Origin of the sequence: Mucilaginibacter lappiensis (assembly GCF_050433765.1) — a bacterium.
Taxonomy (GTDB): domain Bacteria; phylum Bacteroidota; class Bacteroidia; order Sphingobacteriales; family Sphingobacteriaceae; genus Mucilaginibacter; species Mucilaginibacter lappiensis_A.
Map to the genome: position 1 here is coordinate 252880 of NZ_JBNPWP010000005.1, position 25419 is coordinate 278298.

Sequence of the window (25419 nt, forward strand, 5' to 3'; positions counted from 1 at the left end):
TAAAAAAAATTTAATCGTTAAACAAAACTTTAATACGCCGTGAACGCTGCGGTTAGCGCCAATAAAAGATGTAAGTCATAAACTGTGCCGTAAATCAAATTGTTTTAATTTTCTTATAAAATTATTTATTTAATTCAAAGCATAGTTTTGGAATGGAAATTGTATATGAAAAAGTTCACCACTAAAACGTAAAATTATGTTTCACCACGTCAAAGATTTACAATTCAATGCAAGGGTATCCCGCCCTGATCCGCGTTTTGCCAACCTGCTCTTGGAGCAATTCGGTGGGGAAAATGGAGAACTGGCCGCGGCCATGCAGTATTTCACCCAGGCATTTGGCGCGAAGGTGCCACACCCGGACAAATACGATATGCTCATGGATATCGCGACCGAAGAATTCAGTCACCTCGAAATTGTAGGTGCTACTATACAGATGTTGTTAAAAGGGATCAATGGCGAGTTAAAAGATGCCGCCGACAATTCCGAGATCATGCAGGTAATGAATGGCAAAGCGGCTAAGGAAAACATTATCCATGAAGCACTTACCGCTAATCCACAGTTTGTGATGATCACCGGCGGTGGTGTAACCCCGCGCAACAGCCAGGGCATTCCCTGGTGTGCATCCTATATCCATTCCAATGGGGACCTGACTGTCGACTTGCGCAGTAACCTGGCCTCCGAATCACGAGCCAAGCTGGTTTATGAACACCTGATGAAATTTACCGATGATCCATATATCCACGAAACATTATCGTTCCTGATGACCCGTGAAGTGGCCCACTATAAAATGTTCGAGGCGGCGCTGGAAACTATCCAGCCGAATTTCCCGCCGGGCGTATTAGCGGCTGATCCACGTTTTACGCAGCAGGCGTTCAATCTATCCGATGGCGCCGTGCGCGGTCCATGGAACCAGGGCGAGATGCCGGGCATTGGCAAGGAATGGATTTTTGTGGAAAATCCTATAGTGCAAGTGGAGGAAACCGAAGGGCAAACCAAATTGCCGCAGGACTTCAGCAAAGAATTGAAAGCCAAAGATAAGCTGGACAAAGAAATGAGCGCGGTAAAAAGCGCCGAAGTAAAAAATGCAGAGCCAAAAGGCACTGCGCAATGGAGCACTTACGAACCTGTAACTACATAACCTCAATCAAGATGAAACGTGTAAAAAAATTGTATGGCTTAGTGATGACCTTTTCATTGCCGTTGATCATGGCGTCCTGCAATGAGCACGATAGTCAGAAAAAAATAGGTGGCAGCCAGGATACGACCAGTGTTACTAAAGCAGGAGGGCCTCCAATCAGGGATACATCTACAATTAACAAGGATCGTCAGGATTCTGCTAAAATACGGCCTAAATCTGGTCAGGCTAAGGGCAATGCAGATCCATCCGGCCATATCAAAAACCAGTAAACTGATGGATAGTACTTTTTTACCAAAGGGCCAACGGATCACTTCTCCTGATGGATCGGGCGAGGTGGTTGAACTTATCGGAGACAAGGTAGTAGTTAAACTGGATAATGGTTCGACCGTAACATTTCCTTCGGATCAAGTAGAGGATGACAGTAATGCCGGTTAAAAAATCAATTAAAAAATAAATACCTATGGAAATATCTGAAAAAGCGATTGATGTGATCAATGACCTCATCAAGATCAATAACGACCGCGTAGCCGGTTTTGAAAAAGCGGGCGCCGACCTGCAAAATGACGACAACGGCCTGATAGCCGTTTTCAATAAACTGGCCGGCGAAAGCCAGCAATATGTTGCTGAACTAACCGATATTGCGCAGCAATACGGTATCGAACCGGCCGAAGGCACCAGTACCTCTGGCGATCTGCACCGCGCCTGGATAGACATCAAGGCCACTTTTACCGGCCATGATCTTTTGGCTGTACTGAACGAATGCGAGCGCGGCGAAGATGCGGCTAAAGCTGCTTACCGCGATGCGCTGGATCCGGAGAACAGAATGGAGTTTGAACTTACGCAAGTTTTACAAAGACAGCAGCAAGGCATTAATGAAGGTCATGACCTGATCAAATCTTTACGCGACCAGGTGGAGACATCCGATAACGATGATGAACAAAGCGATAAAAACACGGTAGCATCCGCAGAACCTGCCTACCAGGAACAACAGGAGCAATTTACAGAGCAGCCATCGTACGAGGGTGCGGCCGGAGAATACCAAAACCAAGCGGCTTATACGCCAGAGCCGGAAAGTATTGAACAGGAAGAAGAATGGGAAGAAACCGGCAGTGGTAATTCCAAACTGATGGAGTTTTTTGTAAATGAATTAAAAGACCTGCTTTGGGCCGAACGTGAACTGGTGGATACCCTGCCGGATATGGCCGAAGCAGCGACTTCTGTTGAACTGAAGAATGCTTTTGAAATGCATTTGTCGGAAACGGAAACCCATGTTCAACGTTTGGAACAAGTTTTCGCTATCCTGGGTCTGGAGCCCGAAAGCCGGAAATGCGAAGCTATGGCAGGGATAACAGATGAAGGTGATGAGATCATCAGCGCGACAGAAGAAGGTACCGCGCAACGCGATGTAGGGCTGATATTTGCCGGGCAAAAAGCCGAGCATTATGAGATAGCTTCTTATGGTGGTATGATCGCACTGGCTAAAACTTTGGGTTATTATGAAATTGCTGAATTATTTGTGTTGACGCTGGGTGAAGAAAAAACAGCAGACGCCAAATTAACAGAGATTGCCGAGAGCCAGGCTAATTACGAAGCCAGCACTGAATCAGCTGAGGAATAATTATCTATAAAAAACATATAACCATGAGATCAATTTTGTACATCATAGCAGTTATCCTTATTATAGGATGGGCTATCGGAACTTTTGCCTATGCAGCGGGCAGCTTAATACATATTTTATTGGTGATCGCCGTGATCTCCCTGATATTGGGTTTCCTGAGAAAGGACACCACGGTAGTATAAAAATAAATGAGCCCGGTTTGCCATGCAAGCCGGGCACTTTAGAATTGCTATCCGCCTCTTAACTCCGTAAATATTCTTCTGCAACATAGTGGAAAAGGCTTGCATTGTCTTCGACTAAATCCAGACATTCACCGACAAGTTGGGCGTAAGGCTGATAGGCGAGTTTTAATGCCATCATGTTTAGCATCTGGCTGGCTCCCACCTGTAAATTTTCGATCACCGACATATAAAACAGGATGGACATATCGCTTTCAAAATGTTTATCCTGATTAAAGGTCACTTGTTTATGTGCTTCTTCGATAACAGCATTCATGCCTAAACAACTGTGGGTTAGCCAGGATTCCTGCATTAACTTAAAGATCGTTTTAAGGGCGATCATCTGCCTTTTTGTGTCGTCGAAATCCTCTTCTAATGCCATTTTAAGATTCTTAAAGGTAGCTTGGCTGACTAATTGCGGAAGGCGGTTGGTTAAACTAACCTTTGCGTTGTAAAGGATACTGAGTTGCTCAATAAAAACAGTACGCAACGTAATAATGTTTAGCGATTGATTCTGTGAATCCATATTAGTGGGCAGATAGTTGATAGTTATTAGAAAAGATTGTAATATAATGGTGTTAGAAAGGTAATACTTTAACGGGGTTAAGCTAAATAGCCTGCTTCTTTATGCATAGTTGAAAAAGGCTTCGAAAGTGATCAGGGGTTGAGCAGAGAACCATATCGAAAGACAGTCAGGAATTCTCGCTATTCGCTGGCATGCTTTGTTCAATTAGCCGCTGCACCGTTTGGACAAGCACGTCGAGGTCGAACGGTTTGCTGATCACCTCGTCGCAACCAAAATCACTGAAATCGACATTCGGACTGAAGTAAGCAGAAAATATAATGACGGGGATATGCTTCAGCGAAGTATGCGCCTTGAGCGCCCGGCACAAATCGCCGCCGTTACCATCGTTCAGACGAAAATCCAGCAAAAAGAGATCAGGACGGTATTTCTCGGCTATAGATACAAATTCGGCACTTTTGGTTGTCGATTGAACATGGAATTGTTCGTAAGTCAGCACTTCTTCAACAATCTGAATAATATCCAGGTTGTCGTCTAACAACAAGATCTTTTTCATGGTAACGCTTTCAGTATGGTGATAAGCTTAAAAAGCTGAAAGCGATAAAGTCGCGCGGAAAAACGGTAGCAATGCCCATCTTCGCAAGTCGACCGGGATCAGGTCCTCAATCCATACATCTTAAAGATCGTTAATTTGTTCGGAATATCCTATTTTTTTACCTTATTTACTTCAATGTTAGTTAATTACATCGTAGTTTGACCTTACTTGTAATTAAAAGACAAAATAAAATTTAATGTGAATGTGTTTTTACAGGGCTGTTAGTAATAGGCAGCTTTTTACGTGCAGTCCATTACAAAATAAAACGTAGCCCCGGCCCCCGGCGCACTTTCAACTTTAATCTCGCTTCCATGGTAACGCAGGATCTCCGAAACCAGGTAGAGCCCAATACCAAAACCTGATACGGTCTTGATCCTTTCATCTTTAGAACGATAAAAACGCTCGAACAGGCGCTTCTGATCCTCGGCGCTAATACCCACGCCTTCATCCTTTACAAATATCTTCACCTGCTTATTCAGCTTTTCACAGCCAATCACAATGCTTCCGCCTTTTGGCGAATATTTGATGGCATTGCTCAATAGATTATTCAGCACCTGCCCGAGCTTGTCCCGGTCAGCTTCCAGGTATATATTTTCGCAGTCTACCAACTTGACCTGGTGACTGGAGGTAAGGAAAGGCGCTTCGGCCGATATCTCTTCAATCAGTGGGTGCAAATCGAATAAAGTTTTATTTAGGGCGATCTTGCCGTCTTCAAGCCTGGCCAGGTTTAAAAAATCATGGATCATCACGCTCATCTTCTTGGCCTGGCTTTCCGCCCGGGCAAGCGCGTTAAGCTGGAAGGAGCTGCCTTCTTTTTTGGCTATCCTCAATAACACCTGCAAGTAAGATTTCATTGAGGTTAGCGGCGTTTTTAATTCATGGCTCACCATCGCGATGAAATCATTCTTCCGCATTTCTTCCTGCTTTTTGTCGGTAATATCCCGCGCGATCTTGGAAACGCCGATCAGGTTCCCTTGCGGTCCCCTGACCGGCGATATTGTCAGCGAAACATCCAGTAAAGTCCCGTCCTTAGCCATTCGTTTGGTCTCAAAATGTTCCACCCTTTCGCCCTGCCTTAAACGGGACAGGATCTGTGGCTCTTCATCCTGCCGGTCTGGCGGAATCAGTTTGAGGATCGATTCGCCGATCATCTCTTCCGCAGTATAGCCGAACAGGCGTTCCGCCGAATCGTTCCAACTGGTGATAATACTTTCAAAGTTTTTGCTGATGATGGCGTCATCTGATGAAGCTACAATGGCGGCCAGCACGGCGCTCTTTTCTTCCGCCACTTTACTTTCGGTAATATCGACCACGGTGCCGATAAACCGCTCTGCCTGGCCCGCATGGTTATGATAGACCTTTCCCTGTGCCCTGATCCAGCGCGGGCTTTGATCATCAAAGCGGGTGATCCGGTAAGTGATATCATACTGTCCGTCACCGTTCGCGTCCATCGACCGTTGGATTTCCCGCTGTACAAGATCCACATCTTCGGAATATATATGTTGAGAGAACGTATCAAAATCCACTGTATCGCCCAATGGCAGGCCATAGATCTTTTTACATTGATCGGACCAGGTTAGCTGACCGCTGAGCGGGTTGTAATCCCAGGTGCCCAGCCCCGTCGATTCCATCGCCATAATTAGCCTTGCTTCACTTTGTTCCAATTCACGCAGCACTTCAACCATCCGCTTTTCTTCATCAAACATAGCCGATACATCGCGCGTAAAGCAACGGGTATGGATGAATTCGCCGTTTTCGCGTTTGACATTGGAATTGATCAGCACACGCTTGATGCCGCCATCCTTACTGAGGAGTTGCGCCGGGTAATTGGCGATGGTTTCATCGGCAGCTAACCGTTTTAATATATCGCCAATAACCATTTGATCTGCATGGAAGCGGGCAATGGGCTGGCCGAGATATTCCTCAGCAGTATAACCCAGTAATTCCAGTTCTGCCTGATTGGCCCAGATAATAATGCCGTTGCCATCTACCCAGTGCAATGGCATAGCTCCCTGCTCAATAAAATCGGCCAGGTCGGCCACACGGAGCTCCAGCGCCTGTATTTTTTCATTATCTGTCATAGCATATAAGCCTAAATAAACGGCTACGGGTAAGTGGATAGAAGCTTAAGCGAACTGCTGAATAGGAATTGTATGATAGTACAACAATCAAAAACGAAATTGTTTGATGGATGTAAAGGACCACCTTGATATATTTCAATTATTTCAACTTGATCTGGCGGCTGGCATTTTTCGTTACTTTACTTTTATCGAAATCAATTTAGGGCATCCAGGATCTCGCTGATCGAAAAATGCGCGCCGCAGACAAACTCATCTGCAGCGCCATAGTATATCGTTAACGTGTCGCCATCTACCACATGCCCATTGGTAAATACCACGTAACCAAAAAACCCACTCAGCTCGTAGGTTTCTGTTGGCACCATAATCGGTTCTGTCGTGCGTCCAATCACTTTTGATGGGTCATTGATATCCATTAAAAAGGCACCCAGGCAGTACTGCTGTTCCATATTAGCGCCGTGATAAATTTCCAGCCAGCCTTGAGCTGTCCGGATAGGTGCTGCGCCGGCCCCGACACGGGCATTATCCCATAATCCTAACCGGGTTTTGATCAAACATTGATGATTGCCCCAATGCAGCCCGTCCGGGGATTCCGCCAGCCAGATATAATTACCTCCGATCTCCCTGCTGCTGGGGCGATGCAGGCAATAAAATTTACCGTTGATCTTTTCTTCAAATATCGCACAGTCTTTATTGTGCGGCGGGAGGATCATCCCGCCAGATTCAAAATGCTGCCAGTCCTTGGTTGTTTGTAAACCTACGCCAACACCACTATCAGATACGGCAGTATAGGTCAGGTAATAGGTATCGTCTATTTGGCTCACCCGGCAGTCTTCAATACCAAACCTTTCCAGATAGCCATGCCCGAACAAAGAAGCATAGCCTTCGGGTTCGGTAAAGTGCACGCCGTCTTCGCTAAATAGAAGATGTAAGTGAGAAATGGTGGTCAGGTAATCCAGCCCTTTGTAACTGATTACCCGCGCGTCGGTAGCGATCAGATCCGGATCGTTCAGCGGCACCTCGATGATCTCGGTGTTACCGGTCGCATTCAGTGCGGGAAAAAAGAGCACACCTTCCTTTTGCGCTACGCCCTCGGCAACTCTGACCAACAGCCAGGTTTTACCAGCGAAACGAAAAACGCCCGGATTAAGCAAGCTGATGATCTGCAAACCATCACCGCTTGGTTTTAGGTCTTTGGGGAGTAACAGTGGATTTTCCGGAAAACGCCGGGCGATGTCTTTCATTCTAATTCAACAACAAAGCAAGGCCACTGTTTTAACTACAGTAAAACTGAAAAACTATAAGTAACAAATGCGGTTGTATAAAAAAGCAAAGCCATGACCAAGACACCCAAAAAACAAAACCGGCAGCCCGGCATCGAAGCCAAAATGGATCCGGCACCCGAATACATCAAAGCCGGCTACCAGGGTTCAGGGAAATTGAAGAACAAGGTTGCCCTGATCACCGGCGGTGACAGCGGCATCGGCCGCGCCGTCAGCGTTCATTTCGCACGCGAAGGTGCAGATATCGCTATTGTTTACCTGAACGAAGATATAGATGCCGAAGAAACCAAAAAGCTGGTTGAAGCGGAAGGCAGGCAATGCCTGCTGATCAAGGGCGACGTCAAAAGAGCTGCTTTCTGCAAAAAAGCGGTACAGCAAACGGCAAAAAAATTGGGCAAACTTAATATACTTGTTAATAATGCAGGCATGCAGTTACCACAAAAGGACCCTAAAGCCATCGATGAAAAGCAACTGGAGGATACCTTCCGCACCAACATTTTCGCTTATTTTCATTTTACCAACGAGGCTCTGGAATTTATGAAGCCTGGCGATAGTATCATCAATACCACTTCGGTAACTGCCTATCGTTCCTCGCCAAACCTGGTTGATTATTCCTCCACTAAGGGAGCGATCACTTCTTTTACCCGTTCATTGGCGACCAATATCGTTAAGAAAAACATCAGGGTAAACGCTGTGGCGCCCGGCCCGGTCTGGACACCACTTATTGTGGCTACATTTACTGAGGAAAAGATCAAAGAATTTGGTTCAGAAACAGCCATGAAAAGAGCCGGGCAACCATCTGAACTGGGTCCGGCCTATGTTTTCCTGGCGTCTGACGATGCCTCGTTTATTACAGGACAGGTCATCCATGTGAATGGCGGTGAAGTGGTCAATGGTTAATTATTATGCCGGCACAAGCGGCCTGGTCTTACCTGTGCCGAATAAAACACATTATCCTCCCGCTTTTAAAGAAAAAAGCAGATTGTGTTACTATGCCTCCCTGTTTAACAGTATTGAAATCAATTCGTCTTTTTATAAAATACCCCAGGCTAAAACAGTTGCTAAATGGGCCGAGAACGTGCCGGATGGTTTCCGGTTCACCTTCAAGCTTTGGCGCGGGATAACCCATGAAAAAGGCCTGGAATTTAACCCGGCTGATATCATCCGCTTTATGGAAGCGATCAACAGCGCTGGAGCCCGTAAAGGCTGTTTGCTCGTTCAGCTGCCGCCGTCGGCCAAAGTTAACCTGATGCCGCAGCTAAAGCATCTGATTGGCTGTGTGCAAAACGCTGATCCGGAAAAAACGTGGAAAATAGCGCTGGAGTTCCGCCACTCTTCCTGGTATACAGATAAACTACTTCAATTTGCTGAATCGAATAAACTCAGTATCGTTATTCAAGATATCCCGGCTTCTGCCACGCCGCTGCAATATGCCATAAGCGACACGGTATACCTTCGTTTTCACGGTCCTGGCGGAAAATACCGCGGCAGTTACCCCGACGATGTATTAACCGAATACAGTACGTACATCCGCGAGTGGCAGGAAGAAGGCAAAACGGTTTATGCTTATTTCAATAATACCATGGGCGAAGCTGTGCAGAACCTGATCACGCTAAATGCGCTCGTCCAGCAACCTTGAGGTCAGCGTCGCGCACACCGCGAATACGATATGAGCCGGCACCAGTTGAATATAATAGTTGGTAAAGTCAATCCATGGCGGTGCAGGGTGCGCTTTCAGCGTTGCTTTCCAGACACCTACGGCCAATGTGCCGCTGAGCGCGCCCAGGATGATGCCGTTGCGTAAATTCCTTTTGATCTTTCCGCTTTGCCAAAGTTCCCGGTAGACCAGCACAAATAATACGCCTACTGCATAATGGGCGCCCCAGCCGGCTAACTGGCTCTGTCTTTTCGAGGTGCCTGGCGACAGCCGGTGGATCATTGTACCCAGGTGTTCAGGTTCGCTGAAATTTTTATCTGCTGCAAGCGATGCGAGGTAACTGAATAAAGTCATCATCGTTGTTCCGGCTGTAGCCGATAATAGGGTATTGGCTGATTTATTCATGACTTTCCAGGTCTAATGTTCTAAGAGGAAGTACTGCTGGTCCGGTCAATACCTGTCCGCGAATATCGTATCGCGCACCATGACACGGACAATCCCAGCTTTTCTCTTCACCGTTCCAATTCACGATACAACCCGCATGGGTACACACAGGACTGAGCGCGAAGATCTCTCCCTGATCATCCCGGTAAGCGGCAATTTTTTTGCCGTCCACCTCTACAACTTTGCCGGTGCCGGGCTGCAGGCGTTTCAGCGAATCCGTTTCATGGATATTAAAACGATCTGCCACAAAATGATATGCGACATCCGCGTTCTCCTGTACAAAAGCGGTAAATCCAGCAAGCGGCTTTAACCTTGACGGGCTGAAGATCTTTTCATACTTGCTTGCTTTACCCTGTATCAGATCGCTTAATATTTTGCCTGCGATAGTGCCCAGCATCATCCCGTTGCCGTTATAACCGGTAGCGCAAAAAACACCTTTCGATGCTTCAGGCATTTGCCCTATATAAGGGAAGCCATCTACCGGTACATAGTACTGGCTTGACCATTGGTATTTTACCGATGAAACGTTATAATGTTTCCGCACATATTTTTCAAGGTCAGCGAAGGCGGCCTCCGGGTCGTCATGACCTGTCTTATGATCATTGCCACCGGCAATCAAAAGTTTCTCCCCCCCAATTACATGCGTCCGGAAATAATGATAAGGTTCCTGCATATCATAAACCAGCGCGTCAGGGTAAGTATCAGTTTTTAATTTAACGCCTAATACATAACTCCGGTACGGTGCGCAACGCAGGCTGTAGGAATTGATCCCCGGCGGAATATGTGTTGCATAAATGATATTGCGGGCCTTTACCTGCACTTCCCCGGCAAGGCCAACATGAATATCTGCTTCTTTTTCGAGCGTTTCAATTTTTGTATTTTCCATTATAACGCCGCCGGCAACAGTAAAGGCTGAAGCCAGCGCCTGCAGATATTTCAAAGGGTGAAATTGCGCCTGCCCCGGAAACTCCAAAGCCGTCTGGAAAGCCAAAGGGGTTGGTACCTCAATGGTGTAGTTCAAGGAAACACCAACGGCTTTCGCTCCTTCATAAATGTCATCCAACTGATCAGCCTGCTCATCATCCTCGGCATAAACATAACCCGTCTTGGGTTCAAAGTCACAATCGATCCGGTAAGTCCTGATATTGGCTTTAATGAGGCCAAAACCCTCATTGACGGCATCGGCGAAGACCTGAGCCCCTTCTTTGCCAAAGGCGCTTTCCGCCTCTTTATACGTCGTATCGGCAAAGGTGTTTATGTGCGCACTCGTACCGCCGGTGGTACCGAAACCTGGTGTGTGCGAATCCGCAATTAGCACCTTACGACCTGCGTTCTGCAACAGCAGCGCGGCGGTCATCCCGGTAATACCAGCGCCAATGACCAGGACGTCATAAACTGCGTCTGCCTGGAACAGGTTTTGCCGACCGCCTGGATTTAAACCGGCTTGCCAGGGACTTTGTAGCGCCCCGTCGCGGGCGATGATAGGATCATTTTTTGTTACCATTACTTTAATACAAAACTGGCGGGCCACTGTTTGCATTTATCTCATAAATCACGAAACAAAAAAATTTACTTTAAGTTAAATTAATACATACTAACCAAACTATCTATGAAAGCAGCAGTGTTTCACAAACCCGGCGATATCCGTTATGATACCGTTGAAGATCCTCGTCTGGAACAGGATAACGATGTCATTTTAAAAGTTACTTCTACAGCGATCTGTGGCTCCGACCTGCATATCCTGAGCGGTGGTGTGCCGCAAACCAAACCCATGATCATGGGCCACGAGTTTATGGGCATCGTGGAAGAGGTTGGAAAGGGCGTGACCAAACTAAAAAAGGGTGATCGCGTTGTTGTACCATTTCCTATTTCCTGCGGGCATTGCTTTTTCTGCCAGCATGATGCATCGCCGGCGTGCGAAAATTCCAATTACAAACATTACGGCCCTGACGGTGATATGGCTGACCAAAAAGGCGCGGCTCTTTTTGGCTATACCGATCTGTATGGCGGCTACTCCGGTGGGCAGGCGGAATATGTAAGGGTTCCTTATGCCGATATCAGTCCGCGTGTAGTACCTGATGATATGACCGATGAGCAGGTATTATTTCTGACGGATATTTTCCCTACCGGCTGGTCGGCTATAGACTGGGCGCAGTTAAAAGGCGGCGAGGTGGTAGCAATCTTCGGCTCAGGCCCTGTAGGCCTGATGGCACAGAAAGCGGCCTGGATCAACGGCGCAAGTCGTGTGATCGCTATTGATCCTTTGAACTATCGGCTGGAAAAAGCCAAAGCAGTAAACAAGGCAGATACCCTGAACCCGCATGAAGTGGACGTAGTTGAAGCCATTCGTGAAATGACTGGTGGCCGTGGTGCCGATGTATGCGTAGATGCCGTAGGCTTTGAGCCCGAACGCGATCTGCTGGATAAAGCTAAAGCTCTGTTCAATTTCGAGGTGGGCAGTATGAAAGTGCTGGATATGGCATTTAAGGCTGTGCGCCGCATGGGTACCGTATCCATCATGGGAGTTTACGGTTCAACTTATGATAATTTCCCATTGCACCGTTTATTCGATAAAGGCATCACCCTGAAAATGGGTCAGGCACCAGTATTGAATTATATCGACCATTTAATTGACCTCGTCAAGGAAGAAAAAGTGGTACTGGATGACATCATAACCCATACCCTGCCATTAAGCGAGGTTACCCATGGTTACGAGATCTTTGATAAAAAAGAAGAGGACTGTGTGAAGGTGGTATTGAAACCCTGGGAACAGCAAAAGCCAACCGACAATACCGAACCCGTTAAGATTGAGGACGCCGCTTCCAGATAAAGATCTGAACAATAATGAAAGCCCCGTTCAACGCTGTGAACTGGTTCTTTTTGAACTTACTTAGACTCAATGTGCAGGAAGATTATCCGGCGACAATTCGGGTTTAAACTTTTTCTGTGAAAAACTGTTATTTTTAAAAAAGGAGGAACTATGCCCTGGTATAATGGCGATTATCCGCCATCCTACAAGAACCAACCGGAATACCTGCGGGAAAAAGCCGTAGAAATAGCTAATGAGGTATTAAAGGATAGCCACGATGAAGGCATTGCCATTGCAACCGGTTTGAAAAAGGCTCGGCAGTATTTCGAGGAACATCCTGATGAAAAACCGGATAAAGAAGTTTAATTATGCCATCTGCTGTTATCGCTGCCTATCATTACGATCCCGTTACCAAAACGCTGGAGGTACGTTACCATTCGGGGAAAGTATATCATTATTTAGACATTCCTGAAAAGGTATTTAAAGAGATGCGTGCTACCATGGTCAAAGGCATCTGGTTTAACCGACATATCAAAAATAAGTATCCATTTAAAGAAGTGACGCCGGGGCTGAACCAAAGAAATCTATTCGATCAGTCCTGAGGCTTATTGGCGATAATTAGAATAAACTTCTTTGCGACGCTCCAAAGGCTAGCCCTGATTGCCGATATCGAAATAAAGTGATTCTGCAGTAATGGGGCCTGCTCTGCTTACCGTTCACTGATGATGTCTGGTTGACCGTTGGCACATACTTGTGAATGCTTTTCGTGTTTAGGTATATGTTTCCGCAGCACTTCGTATAAATGGTCGAGATCAAAGGGCTTTTCAATATAATCATCAAAACCCTCCCGGTCATATACTTCATTTATATTACTGTTGCAGCTCATTGCAACAACCGGCAAGTGCGCGTGGCGGGCTTTTATTTCCCGGCAGATCCGTATACAGTCCGTCCCTTCCAGGCGGTAGTCGAGGATTACGACGTGTGGGCGAAATTTGGCGATCATGCCCAACAGGTTGGTTTCATCGTCCATAACAGTAAAAACTTTAAAATTTTCGAGTTCAAGAGCGGTGGTCAGGATGTCCAAAATATCTTTTTCAGTGTCCTGGATAATAATAGTTTCCATAGATTCTCCTTCTTAAGGAATCCAAAAAGAGAAAGAAACTTTTGCTGTCGGCTAATCGCTGATTGAGGGTTCTTTTATAAAAGCAACCGAACAGGCTAATTGTTTGCATCAGGTAGTGTAAACCAAAAGGTAGCCCCTTCGCCCACCTTACTTTTAACACCGATCTCACCGCCATGGCGCCTGATGATCTCCGCGGAAATGTACAATCCCAACCCTAATCCAGAGGCTTTGGCCGCTTGCCCTTTTACGCGGAAAAAACGGTCGAATAATTGTTCCAATTGATTTTCTTCGATCCCGTTTCCCTGGTCGGTTACGCTAATACGTGTGGCATGCCCCAGGTGCTCGACGCGAATGAAGATCTCTTTTGATTGTGGCGCATATTTTACCGCATTATTCACTAAGTTAACCATAACCTGGTCTATTTTAAACTGGTCGGCAAACACTTTTAAGGAATGATCGCCTTTATATATGATCTTGTATACGCCACTTAAGAGAATATGGCTGCAACAGCTATCAATCACATCCGAGATTGTAAATATGGTTTTATTTAAGGTTAACTGCCCTTGTTCTATTTTGGTGGTATTCAGCAGATCTTCTACTAAATGGGTAAGTTTGGCAACGTAGCGCTGTGCATTCTGACCAAACTGTACCAGTTCGGGTGGAGTTTGCGGTTTCACGTTGATGATCTTATTCATCACCTGCAGGGTCGCATTTAAGCTGGTGATGGGCGTTTTTAGTTCATGACTGGCTACACTGATAAATTCCTCCCGTTGCAAACGCAAATTATGCTGCTCTGTTATGTCCTCCAATATAGTATATCCCAATCGCTGCCCGTTTTCAGGGATTAAAATGGAAGTTACCTGGCACCAGATCAATGAACCGTCCTTTCTTAACAAGCAGGTTTCTAAACTAAATGACGGCGTTAAATTAGACCATAATTTTTGCTGGAGAAAAGTCCAGTCCTTGCGGCGATCAGCCGGCGCATAGTCGAAGATCCGGGTCCCGATGATATCCTCTTTATTTACGTAGCCTAGCATCGTAACCAAGGATTGATTGACCTGGAGAATCTTTAAATCCTGGTCAATTATTTTGTTACCCAGCCTGGATCGCTCGAACACCGTTTCGAAACGATGCTGAATTTCCTCGTAGATCACTTTTTCCCTTTTCAGAAAATCAATTTCTTGCTGTAGTCGTTCTACATCAGTCATTAGAGTCTCTTTCTAATAAAGTTAAAACTTAAATTGTTATCTGTAATGAATTAGGTTTGTTGCCAATCATACTGCAATCTGAAAGCGTCAAGCTTTTGCAAGACGTAAATCAAATAGTCGCTGTCCTTGCTCTTGCCGGTTGTGGGTTCAGCGTTTTTTAAGATTCGTTTTTTGATATATTTGGTTTAGATACATCGCTTTTTGTTCTATTTTTTTAAATAAGCCTCTACGGCATCTGCGGAATTACCGGCAACCCTTACCGCTTCCTTTAGTTGATCTGTACTGACATCGAACTTAGTTGACCAAAACTCTACATCAACACTCTTATCAGTATCAATTTGTTTACTTTCGGCGTCGCCGGTAATCGAATTATCTTCCATACTTAAAATTTTAATTTTTCCTTAAATAAACTTCAACAGCCGCGGCAGAATTGCCTACTGCTTTTACCGCAGCTTTTAAGTCTTCCGCACCTACATTAAATTTCTTTGCCCAGTATTCAACCTCATAATATTCGCTGGTATTGATCAATTTACTGTCCGGACTGCCTGTAATTGTCTTATTATCCATGATTTACTTTTTAATTGATTTATTTTCACAACAATAGAATTTTGGGATGGTTTCCGCTGGAGATGCTTTTTTTATTAAAAAAGGATGTTTTGGATAAAAAAATCCAAAAACGGTTTGCTATAAACGATAGATTACCAGGTAGTTTGAATTCAAGTACTCAATCAGGCATTTCCCTATAAGTACATTATAGCTAATTAAGGTAAATTAAAAATCAGGTATTTGTAGTTATATTTGTAATAAATTTAATTAATAAGAAACTTACGGGATTTATGAAATTACTAGGACAAAACATTCGTATTTTACGTCGCCAGAAGGGCTGGAGTCAGGAGAATGTTGCTAAGCAACTAGATATCTCGATCCCGGCATTTTCAAAAATAGAAACCGGTTTTACTGATATTAATCTATCCCGCCTGGAACAAGTAGCAGCCATTTTTGAAATTTCAGTGATTCAACTACTAACTCTTAATGATGGGAATCAGGAACAATCTACAAATGCATTGGATACGCTGAATAAAAAATTGCTTAGCCGCGAGGCTGAGGTGATAGATCTGCAGAAAAAAGTTATTGCGCTTTTTGAAGAACTAAGAGAATCTAAGGTTACCGCCTGACCTGTTTTTTGAACAGGTGTCCGCTTCTTTTTATTTTTGCTTTTTTATAAAGTCCTTCCGATACCTGCAATATATTCTTTCACACAGCCGGATAAATGTTAAGGGTTCATCAGCGCAAAGAAAACAGGAAACAAATGTCCATCTCGGGCGTACAGGAGAAATTCTCGGTCTTGCTGAAAAAGAACAAACTTAGGCTGATCAGCGTGGGGGAGCGTGGAAAATATATTCTTAAACCGATTCCAAATGCTGGCCGAAAATCGGATCAAATGCCGGCAAATGAGCATGTAACGATGCAAATCGCCCGCCAGGTCTACGGTATTGAAACCGCCGAGAATGCTCTGATTTTTTTTAAAAATGGCGCGCCTGCATATATTACCAAGCGGTTCGACGTTAAGTCGGATGGCAGCAAACTCGCGCAAGATGATTTTGCTTCGCTTGCAGGCAGGACACCTCAAACGCACGGTGAACATTATAAATACGAAGGAAATTACCTTGAGCTATTCCAACTGATGGAAAAATTCGTGCCGGCATATAAACTCGAAGCGCCAAAGCTGGAGATTTCGCTAAAAGTGACCACCTGATTCCGATTTAAAGTGACCACCCGTTCCGGGTTCAAACTGACCAGGGTATTCCGGAACAAACTGACCCCTCCTTTTTTGTGATTAGGCTTAAGATACTGGTTGTCCTGTTTAAATGCCAAAGACCGTTGCCGGATGAACAAGTTAATCGGGAGCCTGGTCACTTGTGCAAAGTCGCGCTGTAAAGCCCTTATTAAAGCGATGAGCGGCCATCAAGGGCAAGGGGTATCCGGTAACTCCCCAAGTATAAAAGCTTCGAAAAAAAGAAAGATGAGATAACCTGAGCAGCATCAAGCTAACTGGAAATCGGTAAATAATTATCTTTGTTTATGCTGCTAAAGCATCAGCTGCATTTCTTTGCCAGCAAAAAGGGTGGTCAGTTTGCCACGGAATAGGGTGTAACATATCTCCGAAACACCCAAATAAAGGCGTAGTTTAATTGACTGATCTCTATATCTGTTTTGCCATATTCTTTTTGCAGGAAGCATGTAAGGTGTTTTTCAGACGTATTATATCCCTTCAACGTATTAGCCTCAAACCCATTTCCGATCAGTGCCTTTACCTTAGCATTATGTTCAGCAAACAGTTGCATCAGATAGCGGCCCTTTTCTGTTTTTCCTGTGAATTGGTTCTGTAGGCTTTCAGTGGTGATGCGCTGGTTTGCATCAATCAGCACCTGGTGCGCATTCCTAACTTTGGTTAGCAGACTGTCCAGATAATTGTTAAGCGATTTGATCTCTTCTTTTGCGCCGATGGCCCGACCCGCATGGCTGTTCCATTTGGCCGGATCACATTCACGTCCGGCAGACATTTCTACGCGTTTACCATCTACGGTAATGCGCATGTAGACAGCCATAGGGCCGCCTTTGTAGTTTTTTTGCTTTCTCAGGTAAAAAAGCAGGTGGAAATTACTTTTCATAATTACAAGCTTAAAAGTGAAACAAAAGTAAGTTTGTAGCCTGCTATTATCAAGATGTTTAATGATTGAACATCTTGATAATCAATTAATTATGATCAATTCGGTGCGTAGTGTTTTTCCATTTAGGTACGCACCGAATTTGCGTCTTTTTTGTTGCAATTTGGTGCATAAAATGGTGTTTTGATAGAAACAAAAAAACCTGCAATCATTTGATTTGCAGGTTTTTAGCATCTTTCGATATTGTTTTAAGTAGCCCGTAGGGGAATCGAACCCCTGTTTCTAGAATGAAAATCTAACGTCCTAACCCCTAGACGAACGGGCCCTTTTTTATTTTGTTTCCCTTGTTTTGGGATTGCAAAGATATAGCTTTACCGATAAATTAAAAATAAATTTAAAAAAAAATATCTACGCCCTTAAACATGCGTTATTTTAGAGTTCTTTTAACAAAATCGTGCCTTCGTCATTGTAATTCTGGCCATGTTAAAGCTATCTTTATAAATAAATAAACATCTCCCTATGAAAGCAATTTGGAACGATCAGGTTATAGCCGAAAGTAATGATACCATAGTGGTTGAAAACAACCACTACTTCCCTTTGGAAAGCGTAAAGGCTGAATACCTGGAGAATACTGATACCCATACAACCTGCCCCTGGAAGGGCCTGGCCTCATATTATACGCTTAATGTTAACGGCAAACAAAACCCGGATGCGGCCTGGTATTATCCACAGCCTAAAGAAGCTGCAACCCATATAACCAATTATGTTGCCTTTTGGAAAGGTGTTAAAATAACTGAATAATATGAAAAAGTACGATGCCATTGTCATAGGTGCCGGCCAGGCTGGGGGGCCCTTAGCAAAAAAACTGGCCCACGCAGGTAAAAAAACCGTGCTCATTGAAAAACGGTTTTACGGTGGTACCTGTGTAAATGATGGTTGTACGCCTACCAAAACCTGGGTGGCATCGGCAAAGGCGGCGTATATGGCGGGTAAAAGCGCGGATCTGGGCGTACCTGTGAAAAAGTTTTCGGTTGATATGCCACAAATAAAAAAGCGTAAGGATGATATTGTGCTTAAGTCAAGAAATGGGGGCTTGCGTGCTGCCGAAAAAACAAAAAATCTTGACGTTTTATTTGGCGAAGCTACTTTTACAGGTGATAAAACAGTTTCGGTAAACCTCAATAATGGCAAAAAACAAACCCTGCAGGCCGATCTTATCTTTTTAAACCCCGGTGCCAAGCCCCTTATTCCCGAAATTGAAGGGATAAACGATATTGAATACCTTACTTCCACCACCATCCTTGACCTGGACTATGTTCCGGAACATTTATTGGTATTGGGGGGCAACTATATTGGTTTGGAGTTTGGGCAGATGTTTCGCAGGTTTGGTAGCAAGGTTACCATTCTGGAAAAGTCGGCAAGAATAGTAGCACATGAAGATGAGGATATCTCTGTTGAAATGCAAAAAATACTGGAGGCCGAATCGATAGTTATACATAACAATACACAGGCTATCCGATTTAAACAAAAAGCAGGCGGTAAAATAACGGCTACCATAGTAACAAATGGCGTGGAGCAAAAAATCAAGTGCAGCCACGTACTAATTGCGGTTGGCCGTACAGCCCAAACAGAAGCGCTCAATCTGCAAAACACAGGCGTTGTTACCGACGAAAAAGGGAACATTAAGGTAAACAATAAACTGGAAACTTCAGCTCCGGGTATTTATGGTCTGGGCGATGCTAATGGCGGTCCGGCATTTACCCACATCTCCTATAACGATTTTACCATAGTTTATCGCAACCTGGTTGAAAAACAGGATCTGAACATTAACGACAGACCAGTACCTTACTGCATGTTTACCGATCCGCAACTGGGCCGCATAGGCATCAGCGAAACGGAAGCTAAAAAACAAGGGCTTAATTATAAAGTTGCCAAACTGCCCATGAGCCACGTTGCCCGTGCCATTGAAACCGGCGATACCCGTGGTTTTATGAAGGCTGTAGTTGATGCAGAAACCAAAGAAATATTAGGGGTTACTGTTTTGGGCCCCGAAGGCGGCGAAATCATGACTGTATTGCAAATGGCCATGGAAGGCGGCATTACCTACGACAGGATACGCTATTGTGTATTTGCCCATCCACTTTATTCCGAATCATTGAATAACCTGTTTATGACCCTGGAAGATTAGTTTAGCGCTTATGATTAAGGTTGACGGTGTAAGCAAACATTTTGGCAAGATTAAAGCGGTAGACGATATCACGTTTGAGGTTCAGGAACAGGAAAACCTGATCCTGCTGGGTACCAGTGGTTGCGGCAAAACCACCACGTTAAAAATGATCAACCGGCTTATTGAACCAACCAGCGGCAACATTTTTATTAATGGTAAAAACATAGCCGATGAGCATCCCGAAACATTACGGCGCAGCATTGGCTATGTTTTGCAGAACAATGGCCTGTTTCCGCATTATACCGTAGCCGAAAACATAGCTATTGTACCGCAACTGCTAAATTGGGATAAAAAGAAGACAGAAAAACGCTTAGCCGAACTGATGGAAAAGCTGCACCTGTCTGCCGATTATCGTAACGTTTATCCTAATGAATTAAGCGGCGGGCAGCAGCAGCGTATTGGTCTGGCCAGGGCCCTGGTCTCTAATCCACCGGTTTTGTTGATGGATGAACCTTTTGGCGCGTTAGACAATGTTACCCGGGCAAATATCCATAAAGAATTTAAAGCGCTTGATGAACTCAAAAGAAAAACCATTATCATGGTTACCCATGATGTACAGGAAGCCTTTGAACTGGGCGATCGTATATGCCTTATGGATAAGGGCAAGATCATTCAATCAGGCACCCCTGCCGATCTGTTGTTTAAACCAGCCAATAAGTTTATAAAAGATTTTTTAAAAGATCAGCGCCTGCAACTGGAGTTTAAAGCCATCAGGTTAACTGATCTTTGGGATCTGCTACCTGACGGGCATAAACAAATAAATGTATCAACATTACCCGCCAGTACAGATCTGTGGGCAACCCTTGAAACGTTCAGGTTTGCAGGTGCCGAAACCATCACCATCAGCAAAAATAAAAATGAAATAAAAACCATTGTTTTTGAGCAATTGATGTCGGCTTTTAATCAATACAAAAACAAACAAGCGCATGAATGAGCAGCAGCAAACCCTGTTTGAGTTTATGCAGCAGCAAGCTGATAAGCTTGCCGTACAAACCCTGCAGCATATAGGGCTAACCTTTATATCGCTTTTCATTGCCGTACTTATTGGGCTGCCTCTTGGAATTTTCATCGCCCGTAAAAGGCAACTATCAGGGTCGGTTTTAGGTATCGCGGGTATCCTGCAAACTATTCCGAGCATTGCCCTGCTGGGTTTTATGATACCGTTATTAGGCATCGGCGCCAAACCCGCTATTGTGGCTTTACTGTTGTATGCGTTGCTACCCATTATCCGTAATACTTACACAGGCATTACCGGGGTTGATGCAGCGGTAAAAGAAGCGGCGGTGGCCATGGGCATGAGCAAGCGGCAAATACTGTTTAAGGTAGAGCTACCCCTGGCCATGCCGGTTATTTTGGCCGGTATTCGTACCGCCACGGTTATTAATGTTGGCGTGGCAACCCTGGCCTCGTATATTGCTGCAGGTGGCTTAGGTGAGTTTATTTTCGGCGGCATATCCCTTAACAATACCAATATGATACTGGCAGGGGCTATTCCGGCTGCATTATTAGCCATTATTTTCGATTTCCTATTATCAAGGGTGCAAAAGCTCAACTTTAAAAAAATAAAAGCAAGCACTTATGCATTACCCGTTCTATTGGTATTGCTATCATCCTTTTATTTTATTCCGACAGCCTATGGGGGAAAACTTACGGCTGGTTTTACTCCCGAATTTATGGGTAGGCAGGATGGCAATCTGGGCCTCGAGAGCAAATATGGTTTAAAGATCCATACCATTGTGATCAGCGACGCGGTGATGTACAAGGCCGCCTATGAAAAACAACTGGACGTGATCAGCGGCTACTCAACCGATGGGCGCTTAAAGGCTTATGGCCTGGTAGTTTTAAATGACGACAAGGGCATATTCCCGCCGTATTATGCCGCGCCTATTGCGCGGGAGGATGCGCTCAGAAAATTCCCCGACCTCGAAAAAACTTTAAATCTGCTATCTGGCAAAATAAATGATGCAGTTATGACCGATTTAAATTACCGGACTGACTATCTTCACCAAACCCCGGAGCGGGTGGCCAAGGATTTTTTAGTGGCTCATCAGCTCTGGAAGCCGTCACGCGAGGGCAATGATGGCGTAGTACGTATCGGCTCAAAAATATTTGGCGAGCAGTACATACTGGCCAACATGTACAGTATGTTAATAAAGGGTTATACCAATTATGATGTATCAACAAAAACAGGCCTTGGCGGCACCAAAATTTGCTTTGATGCTTTAACTAATGACCAAATAGATTTTTACCCCGAATACACCGGGACAGGCTTGCTGGCTATACTGCAGGCACCGCCCCAAATTATTACCGAGGTAACAAAAAACAAGGATAGCACTTACAATTATGTGCAACAGGAATTTAAAACAAAGTATCAGGTAAAATGGCTAAAGCCTATCGGCTTTAATAATGCCTATGCTTTAATGATGAGAGAACAGCAGGCAAAAAGTTTAAATATTAAAACAATTTCTAACCTCAAACGATATTTGAATAGTAAGTAGTTCAATGAATTTAGCCGATTGTTATAAAAAAGTGCGCCAGCGAACAGAGTATATTTGCAGCCCATTGCAAACAGAAGACTATGTGGTACAGCCCGTAGTTGATGTTAGTCCGCCTAAATGGCATATAGGGCACACTACCTGGTTTTTTGAAACTTTTATCCTGAAACCTTATTTTATGGGCTATCAGGAGTTTAATCTCAACTACAATTATGTATTTAACAGTTATTATGAAACCGTTGGCAACCGGGTTATCCGTACAGACAGGGGTAATTTAAGCCGGCCAACTGTTAACGATATTTACCAGTACCGGGCCTATGTAGATGAGGCCATGGAAAAATTCCTGACTGCCGAACCCGCCGATGATGTTAAAGAACTTATTGTTTTGGGTTTTAATCACGAAGAGCAGCATCAGGAGCTATTATTAACCGATATCAAATATATTTTAGGCCATAACCCGCTATTCCCAGCTTATTCAACAACCTATGTATCGCCAAAGGTTGATGAAGTTGATCGTGCTGAATTTGTTAAGATGACCGAGAGGGTATATGATATAGGCTTCACTGGCGAAGGTTTTTGCTTTGATAATGAACTGAACCGCCATAAGGTTTATTTAAACGCTTACGAAATTAACCCCAATCTGGTAACCAATGCCGAATACCTGGAGTTTATTAACAGCGGCGGCTATCACGATTTTCGCCACTGGCATGCTGAGGGATGGGATTGGGTTAAAACTAATAAAATTGAATCGCCGCTTTATTGGCATTTTATAGATGGTGAATGGTGCAACTACACTTTTCATGGCCTGGAGCCGGTTAATTTAAAAGATCCGGTTTGTCATATCAGTTATTTTGAGGCTTATGCCTACGCTGCATGGAAAGGCCTCAGGTTACCAACCGAATTTGAGTGGGAAGCTGCTGCTACAAAATTTAGCTGGGGCAAAAGCTGGGAGTGGACAGAAAGTTCATACTTACCATACCCAGGCTTTGCAAAAGCCCCTGGTGCCATTGGGGAGTATAATGGTAAATTTATGGTGAACCAGAAAGTATTACGTGGTGCGTCAGAAGCTACATCACCGGGACATAGCCGCATCACTTACCGTAATTTTTTTCAAACACATTTACGCTGGCAATTTACTGGCATAAGGCTTGCAAGGTAAATCGCACAAAATAAGGAGATATGGACTCAACCTTAGTACAAACAGAACTGAACGACTCATTAAAAACAAAAACCAACTTGTTTTATAATGATGTGATAGCCGGGTTAAAATCAACGCCCAAGCGGTTAAATTCAAAGTATTTTTATGATGCCAATGGCGATAAGCTTTTTCAGGAGCTAATGAACAGTCCTGAATATTATCCAACCGATTGCGAACTGGAAATATTTTCAGAAAAAACCGCAGAGATAGGCGAGGCTATAATTGCTGATGGCGATGCCTTTGACCTGATAGAGTTAGGTGCCGGTGATGCCATGAAATCAACCTACCTGCTTAAATATCTGGTATCAAAAAAAGCCGATTTTACTTATTTGCCAATTGATATTTCTGAGAATGTAATATCGTACCTGAATATAACATTACCTGTTACGTTACCAGGCTTAAAAATTACAGGGCTTAACGGCGAGTATTTTGATATGCTGGAAAAGGCCGCGTCTATTTCGTCAAGACGTAAGGTGGTTTTATTTTTAGGTTCAAATATCGGTAATATGCCTATAAGTGATGCTATTGAGTTTTGCCGCGAGCTACGCAAGCACCTGTCTCAAGGCGATATGGCGCTGATTGGCATGGATCTAAAAAAGGATCCCAAAGTTGTACTGGCCGCCTATAACGATAAAGAAGGTATCACCAAAAGATTTAATTTAAACCTTTTGGAGCGCATAAACCGCGAACTGAATGCTAATTTTGATGTTACAAAGTTTGACCATTACCCCACCTATGATCCCGAATCAGGCGCTTGTAAAAGCTACCTTATCAGCCTTGAAGATCAGCAGGTAACTATCAACGGTAAAGAAACTATTGCTTTTTTAAAAGACGAGTACATTTACATGGAGATATCTCAAAAATTCACCATCATGCAAACCGACCAGATAGCAATAAACACAGGCTTTGCCCCGGTAGGTCAATTTTTTGATGCCAAAAAATGGTTCATTGATGCTATTTGGATAGCTGCATAATTGTCTGAACCGGGATTTTTAGGATTTAAGGATTGACATGATTTTCTTAAATAATAAAAGATCACGGTAAAACGTGAGAGAGCAGGCCGGTGCCCAATCTAAAATCAAGCCCTTGCTGTAATACAGTCAAGGGCTTTTTTGTGTCATATACTTTCCGGAAGTGTTCATATGTACACCCATGAACGCTTATGAACACTAACCAACACCTGATAATCAGACGCTTGCATATTCAGCCCTACTGACAAAATACTGTCACCACTTTCATCAGCGAAATCAACAACATCAAAAAAATCCTGGTTCAGACAAAAAACTCAAAGCAATTTCGGGTTCAGGTCTGAATCAATTAAACCGCCAATGGGCTTACCCATCAACCATTTTTCGTGATCATTTTTTTGCCAGTTATTTTTGTATGGGGTAATACGCGCACCATCGGCTACATAAATAATGGTCATTATCTCGCGCATTTTATCAGAGTTATTACCTGGCGCATTATGTATGGTAAAACCACGGTGCCAGGTAGCATCACCGGCTTTCATGGTTTTAGCCCGGCTAATATCAAATTGTTTATCCCTTACATAATCATCAAATAACGTTTCTGACTCATCTGATATTTCATGATTAAACACCGCCCCGTTAACATATGATCCTGATGCAAAAGTTAGCATGCCCATCTCTACATCTATATCAACCAGGGGCATCCACATGGTAACTGTATTATTGGTATCAATTGGCCAATAGTATTGATCCTGGTGCCATGGGGTGGGGCCGCCACCCGGCTCTTTAAATAAAGCCTGATCGTGGTATATCCTTACATTTTCAACTCCCATTAAATCGGCCGCCATTTTTGCCAGGCGTTTGGCTATTACAAACTTTTTAGTATCCTTATCAACCTGCCATAAGTTCATGATCTGTAAAAAGGCTTTTCCATAAGTATCGCGTTCTTCCAGTTTGCGTTTTTCGGTATTATACCTGTCGGCAGCACCAACAATTACCGGCCTGTAAGCCGCTATCTCGTCTGCCGAAAGCACATTTTGAATCAAAGTATGCCCCTTTTTCCGGAACTCCTGAACGCGTTCATCCGGCAATTTTTTAAAATCATCCAACGCTGGTAAATAAGAAACCTGTGTATTCATAATTTTTTTAGTTTATTTCTCAAAGTAAG

30 protein-coding genes and 1 tRNA gene are annotated in these 25419 nt (G+C 44.1%); 18 read left to right on the forward strand and 13 right to left on the reverse strand.

Translation table 11 applies throughout. The features are described from left to right. Positions 1-196: 196 nt before the first annotated feature. From M2273_RS17365 to M2273_RS17385, 5 genes are read left to right on the forward strand one after another with little or no spacing between them, the layout of a single operon-like run. A complete protein-coding gene (locus tag M2273_RS17365) occupies positions 197-1138 on the forward strand; it encodes a manganese catalase family protein (protein ID WP_429399018.1) in 942 nt (313 codons plus the stop codon). Between the two features lie 11 nt (positions 1139-1149). Further along, positions 1150-1407, forward strand: a complete 258-nt coding sequence (locus M2273_RS17370; protein ID WP_429399019.1) for a hypothetical protein — start codon at positions 1150-1152, stop codon at positions 1405-1407. Between the two features lie 4 nt (positions 1408-1411). Beyond that, complete coding sequence (locus M2273_RS17375) at positions 1412-1573, forward strand: myosin N-terminal SH3-like domain-containing protein (protein WP_429399020.1); 162 nt, start codon at positions 1412-1414, stop codon at positions 1571-1573. A gap of 25 nt (positions 1574-1598) precedes the next feature. Beyond that, a complete protein-coding gene (locus M2273_RS17380) occupies positions 1599-2756 on the forward strand; it encodes a DUF892 family protein (protein WP_429399021.1) in 1158 nt (385 codons plus the stop codon). Between the two features lie 23 nt (positions 2757-2779). Then, positions 2780-2938: a lmo0937 family membrane protein gene (locus M2273_RS17385; protein WP_429399022.1), complete on the forward strand. Its 159-nt coding sequence runs from the start codon at positions 2780-2782 to the stop codon at positions 2936-2938. Positions 2939-2996: 58 nt separating this feature from the next. Here the strand turns inward: M2273_RS17385 and M2273_RS17390 are convergent, their stop codons facing one another. From M2273_RS17390 to M2273_RS17405, 4 genes are all read right to left on the reverse strand, one after another. Continuing rightward, positions 2997-3500: a DUF892 family protein gene (locus M2273_RS17390; RefSeq protein WP_429399023.1), complete on the reverse strand. Its 504-nt coding sequence runs from the start codon at positions 3498-3500 to the stop codon at positions 2997-2999. 166 nt (positions 3501-3666) lie between these two features. Then, positions 3667-4053 (reverse strand): response regulator, encoded by a 387-nt coding sequence (locus M2273_RS17395; protein ID WP_429399024.1) that lies wholly within the window; start codon positions 4051-4053, stop codon positions 3667-3669. A gap of 278 nt (positions 4054-4331) precedes the next feature. Continuing rightward, positions 4332-6173 (reverse strand): PAS domain-containing sensor histidine kinase, encoded by a 1842-nt coding sequence (locus M2273_RS17400; protein ID WP_429399025.1) that lies wholly within the window; start codon positions 6171-6173, stop codon positions 4332-4334. Between the two features lie 194 nt (positions 6174-6367). Next, a complete protein-coding gene (locus tag M2273_RS17405; protein ID WP_429399026.1) occupies positions 6368-7414 on the reverse strand; it encodes a glycoside hydrolase family 130 protein in 1047 nt (348 codons plus the stop codon). A 93-nt stretch (positions 7415-7507) separates the two neighbouring features. Between M2273_RS17405 and M2273_RS17410 the strand changes: the two genes are divergently transcribed. Together M2273_RS17410 and M2273_RS17415 are read left to right on the forward strand one after the other, a co-directional pair. Then, positions 7508-8353 carry an SDR family oxidoreductase gene (locus tag M2273_RS17410; RefSeq protein WP_429399027.1) on the forward strand — a complete coding sequence of 282 codons (846 nt, stop codon included), beginning with the start codon at positions 7508-7510 and terminating at the stop codon, positions 8351-8353. Further along, a complete protein-coding gene (locus M2273_RS17415; RefSeq protein WP_429399028.1) occupies positions 8346-9092 on the forward strand; it encodes a DUF72 domain-containing protein in 747 nt (248 codons plus the stop codon). The genes M2273_RS17410 and M2273_RS17415 overlap by 8 nt, the downstream gene beginning before the upstream one ends. Here M2273_RS17415 and M2273_RS17420 read toward each other — a convergent pair. After that, positions 9066-9515 carry a hypothetical protein gene (locus tag M2273_RS17420; protein ID WP_429399029.1) on the reverse strand — a complete coding sequence of 150 codons (450 nt, stop codon included), beginning with the start codon at positions 9513-9515 and terminating at the stop codon, positions 9066-9068. The two genes, M2273_RS17415 and M2273_RS17420, sit on opposite strands and share 27 nt — an antisense overlap. After that, complete coding sequence (locus M2273_RS17425) at positions 9508-11058, reverse strand: FAD-dependent oxidoreductase (protein ID WP_429399030.1); 1551 nt, start codon at positions 11056-11058, stop codon at positions 9508-9510. The genes M2273_RS17420 and M2273_RS17425 overlap by 8 nt, the downstream gene beginning before the upstream one ends. A 105-nt stretch (positions 11059-11163) precedes the next feature. Here M2273_RS17425 and M2273_RS17430 point away from each other — a divergent pair, with 105 nt between their 5' ends. The 3 genes from M2273_RS17430 to M2273_RS17440 all read left to right on the forward strand — a co-directional run bounded on the left by M2273_RS17430 (position 11164) and on the right by M2273_RS17440 (position 12965). Further along, on the forward strand, positions 11164-12384 hold the full coding sequence (locus M2273_RS17430) for a zinc-dependent alcohol dehydrogenase (protein ID WP_429399031.1): 1221 nt from the start codon (positions 11164-11166) through the stop codon (positions 12382-12384). Between the two features lie 150 nt (positions 12385-12534). Continuing rightward, complete coding sequence (locus tag M2273_RS17435; protein ID WP_429399032.1) at positions 12535-12729, forward strand: hypothetical protein; 195 nt, start codon at positions 12535-12537, stop codon at positions 12727-12729. 2 nt (positions 12730-12731) lie between these two features. Beyond that, positions 12732-12965, forward strand: coding sequence for a KTSC domain-containing protein (locus M2273_RS17440; RefSeq protein WP_429399033.1), 234 nt, complete (start codon positions 12732-12734; stop codon positions 12963-12965). A 107-nt stretch (positions 12966-13072) separates the two neighbouring features. Here M2273_RS17440 and M2273_RS17445 read toward each other — a convergent pair whose 3' ends face one another. The 4 genes from M2273_RS17445 to M2273_RS17460 form a co-directional block, all read right to left on the reverse strand. Next, the gene (locus M2273_RS17445) at positions 13073-13486 is read right to left on the reverse strand and encodes a response regulator (protein ID WP_429399034.1); all 414 of its coding nucleotides are present in this window, start codon (positions 13484-13486) and stop codon (positions 13073-13075) included. A 95-nt stretch (positions 13487-13581) separates the two neighbouring features. Beyond that, positions 13582-14694, reverse strand: coding sequence for an ATP-binding protein (locus M2273_RS17450; protein ID WP_429399035.1), 1113 nt, complete (start codon positions 14692-14694; stop codon positions 13582-13584). 206 nt (positions 14695-14900) lie between these two features. Then, a complete protein-coding gene (locus tag M2273_RS17455; protein WP_429399036.1) occupies positions 14901-15074 on the reverse strand; it encodes a DUF3606 domain-containing protein in 174 nt (57 codons plus the stop codon). A gap of 10 nt (positions 15075-15084) precedes the next feature. Then, positions 15085-15261 carry a DUF3606 domain-containing protein gene (locus tag M2273_RS17460; RefSeq protein WP_429399037.1) on the reverse strand — a complete coding sequence of 59 codons (177 nt, stop codon included), beginning with the start codon at positions 15259-15261 and terminating at the stop codon, positions 15085-15087. A gap of 269 nt (positions 15262-15530) precedes the next feature. On the opposite strand from M2273_RS17460, the gene M2273_RS17465 reads away from it, so the two are divergent. After that, on the forward strand, positions 15531-15869 hold the full coding sequence (locus M2273_RS17465) for a helix-turn-helix domain-containing protein (protein WP_429399038.1): 339 nt from the start codon (positions 15531-15533) through the stop codon (positions 15867-15869). 134 nt (positions 15870-16003) lie between these two features. Next, positions 16004-16450, forward strand: coding sequence for a HipA domain-containing protein (locus tag M2273_RS17470; protein ID WP_429399039.1), 447 nt, complete (start codon positions 16004-16006; stop codon positions 16448-16450). Positions 16451-16823: 373 nt separating this feature from the next. Here M2273_RS17470 and M2273_RS17475 read toward each other — a convergent pair whose 3' ends face one another. Next, the gene (locus M2273_RS17475) at positions 16824-17366 is read right to left on the reverse strand and encodes an Arm DNA-binding domain-containing protein (RefSeq protein WP_429399040.1); all 543 of its coding nucleotides are present in this window, start codon (positions 17364-17366) and stop codon (positions 16824-16826) included. 250 nt (positions 17367-17616) lie between these two features. Further along, positions 17617-17688, reverse strand: a tRNA-Glu gene (locus tag M2273_RS17480). 194 nt (positions 17689-17882) lie between these two features. Between M2273_RS17480 and M2273_RS17485 the strand changes: the two genes are divergently transcribed. From M2273_RS17485 to M2273_RS17510, 6 genes are read left to right on the forward strand one after another with little or no spacing between them, the layout of a single operon-like run. Then, positions 17883-18164, forward strand: coding sequence for a DUF427 domain-containing protein (locus M2273_RS17485; protein ID WP_429399041.1), 282 nt, complete (start codon positions 17883-17885; stop codon positions 18162-18164). Between the two features lies 1 nt (position 18165). Then, the gene (locus M2273_RS17490) at positions 18166-19551 is read left to right on the forward strand and encodes a mercuric reductase (protein ID WP_429399042.1); all 1386 of its coding nucleotides are present in this window, start codon (positions 18166-18168) and stop codon (positions 19549-19551) included. Positions 19552-19561: 10 nt separating this feature from the next. Beyond that, a complete protein-coding gene (locus M2273_RS17495; RefSeq protein WP_429399043.1) occupies positions 19562-20524 on the forward strand; it encodes an ABC transporter ATP-binding protein in 963 nt (320 codons plus the stop codon). After that, complete coding sequence (locus M2273_RS17500) at positions 20517-22088, forward strand: ABC transporter permease/substrate-binding protein (RefSeq protein WP_429399044.1); 1572 nt, start codon at positions 20517-20519, stop codon at positions 22086-22088. The genes M2273_RS17495 and M2273_RS17500 overlap by 8 nt, the downstream gene beginning before the upstream one ends. Before the next feature lie 4 nt (positions 22089-22092). Then, a complete protein-coding gene (gene egtB, locus M2273_RS17505; protein WP_429399045.1) occupies positions 22093-23244 on the forward strand; it encodes an ergothioneine biosynthesis protein EgtB in 1152 nt (383 codons plus the stop codon). Between the two features lie 20 nt (positions 23245-23264). Further along, entirely contained in the window at positions 23265-24257 is a 993-nt protein-coding gene (locus tag M2273_RS17510; RefSeq protein WP_429399046.1) for an L-histidine N(alpha)-methyltransferase, read from the forward strand. 311 nt (positions 24258-24568) lie between these two features. On the opposite strand, the gene M2273_RS17515 is transcribed toward M2273_RS17510, so the two are convergent. Further along, the gene (locus tag M2273_RS17515) at positions 24569-25390 is read right to left on the reverse strand and encodes a phytanoyl-CoA dioxygenase family protein (RefSeq protein ID WP_429399047.1); all 822 of its coding nucleotides are present in this window, start codon (positions 25388-25390) and stop codon (positions 24569-24571) included. Positions 25391-25419 lie beyond the last annotated feature (29 nt).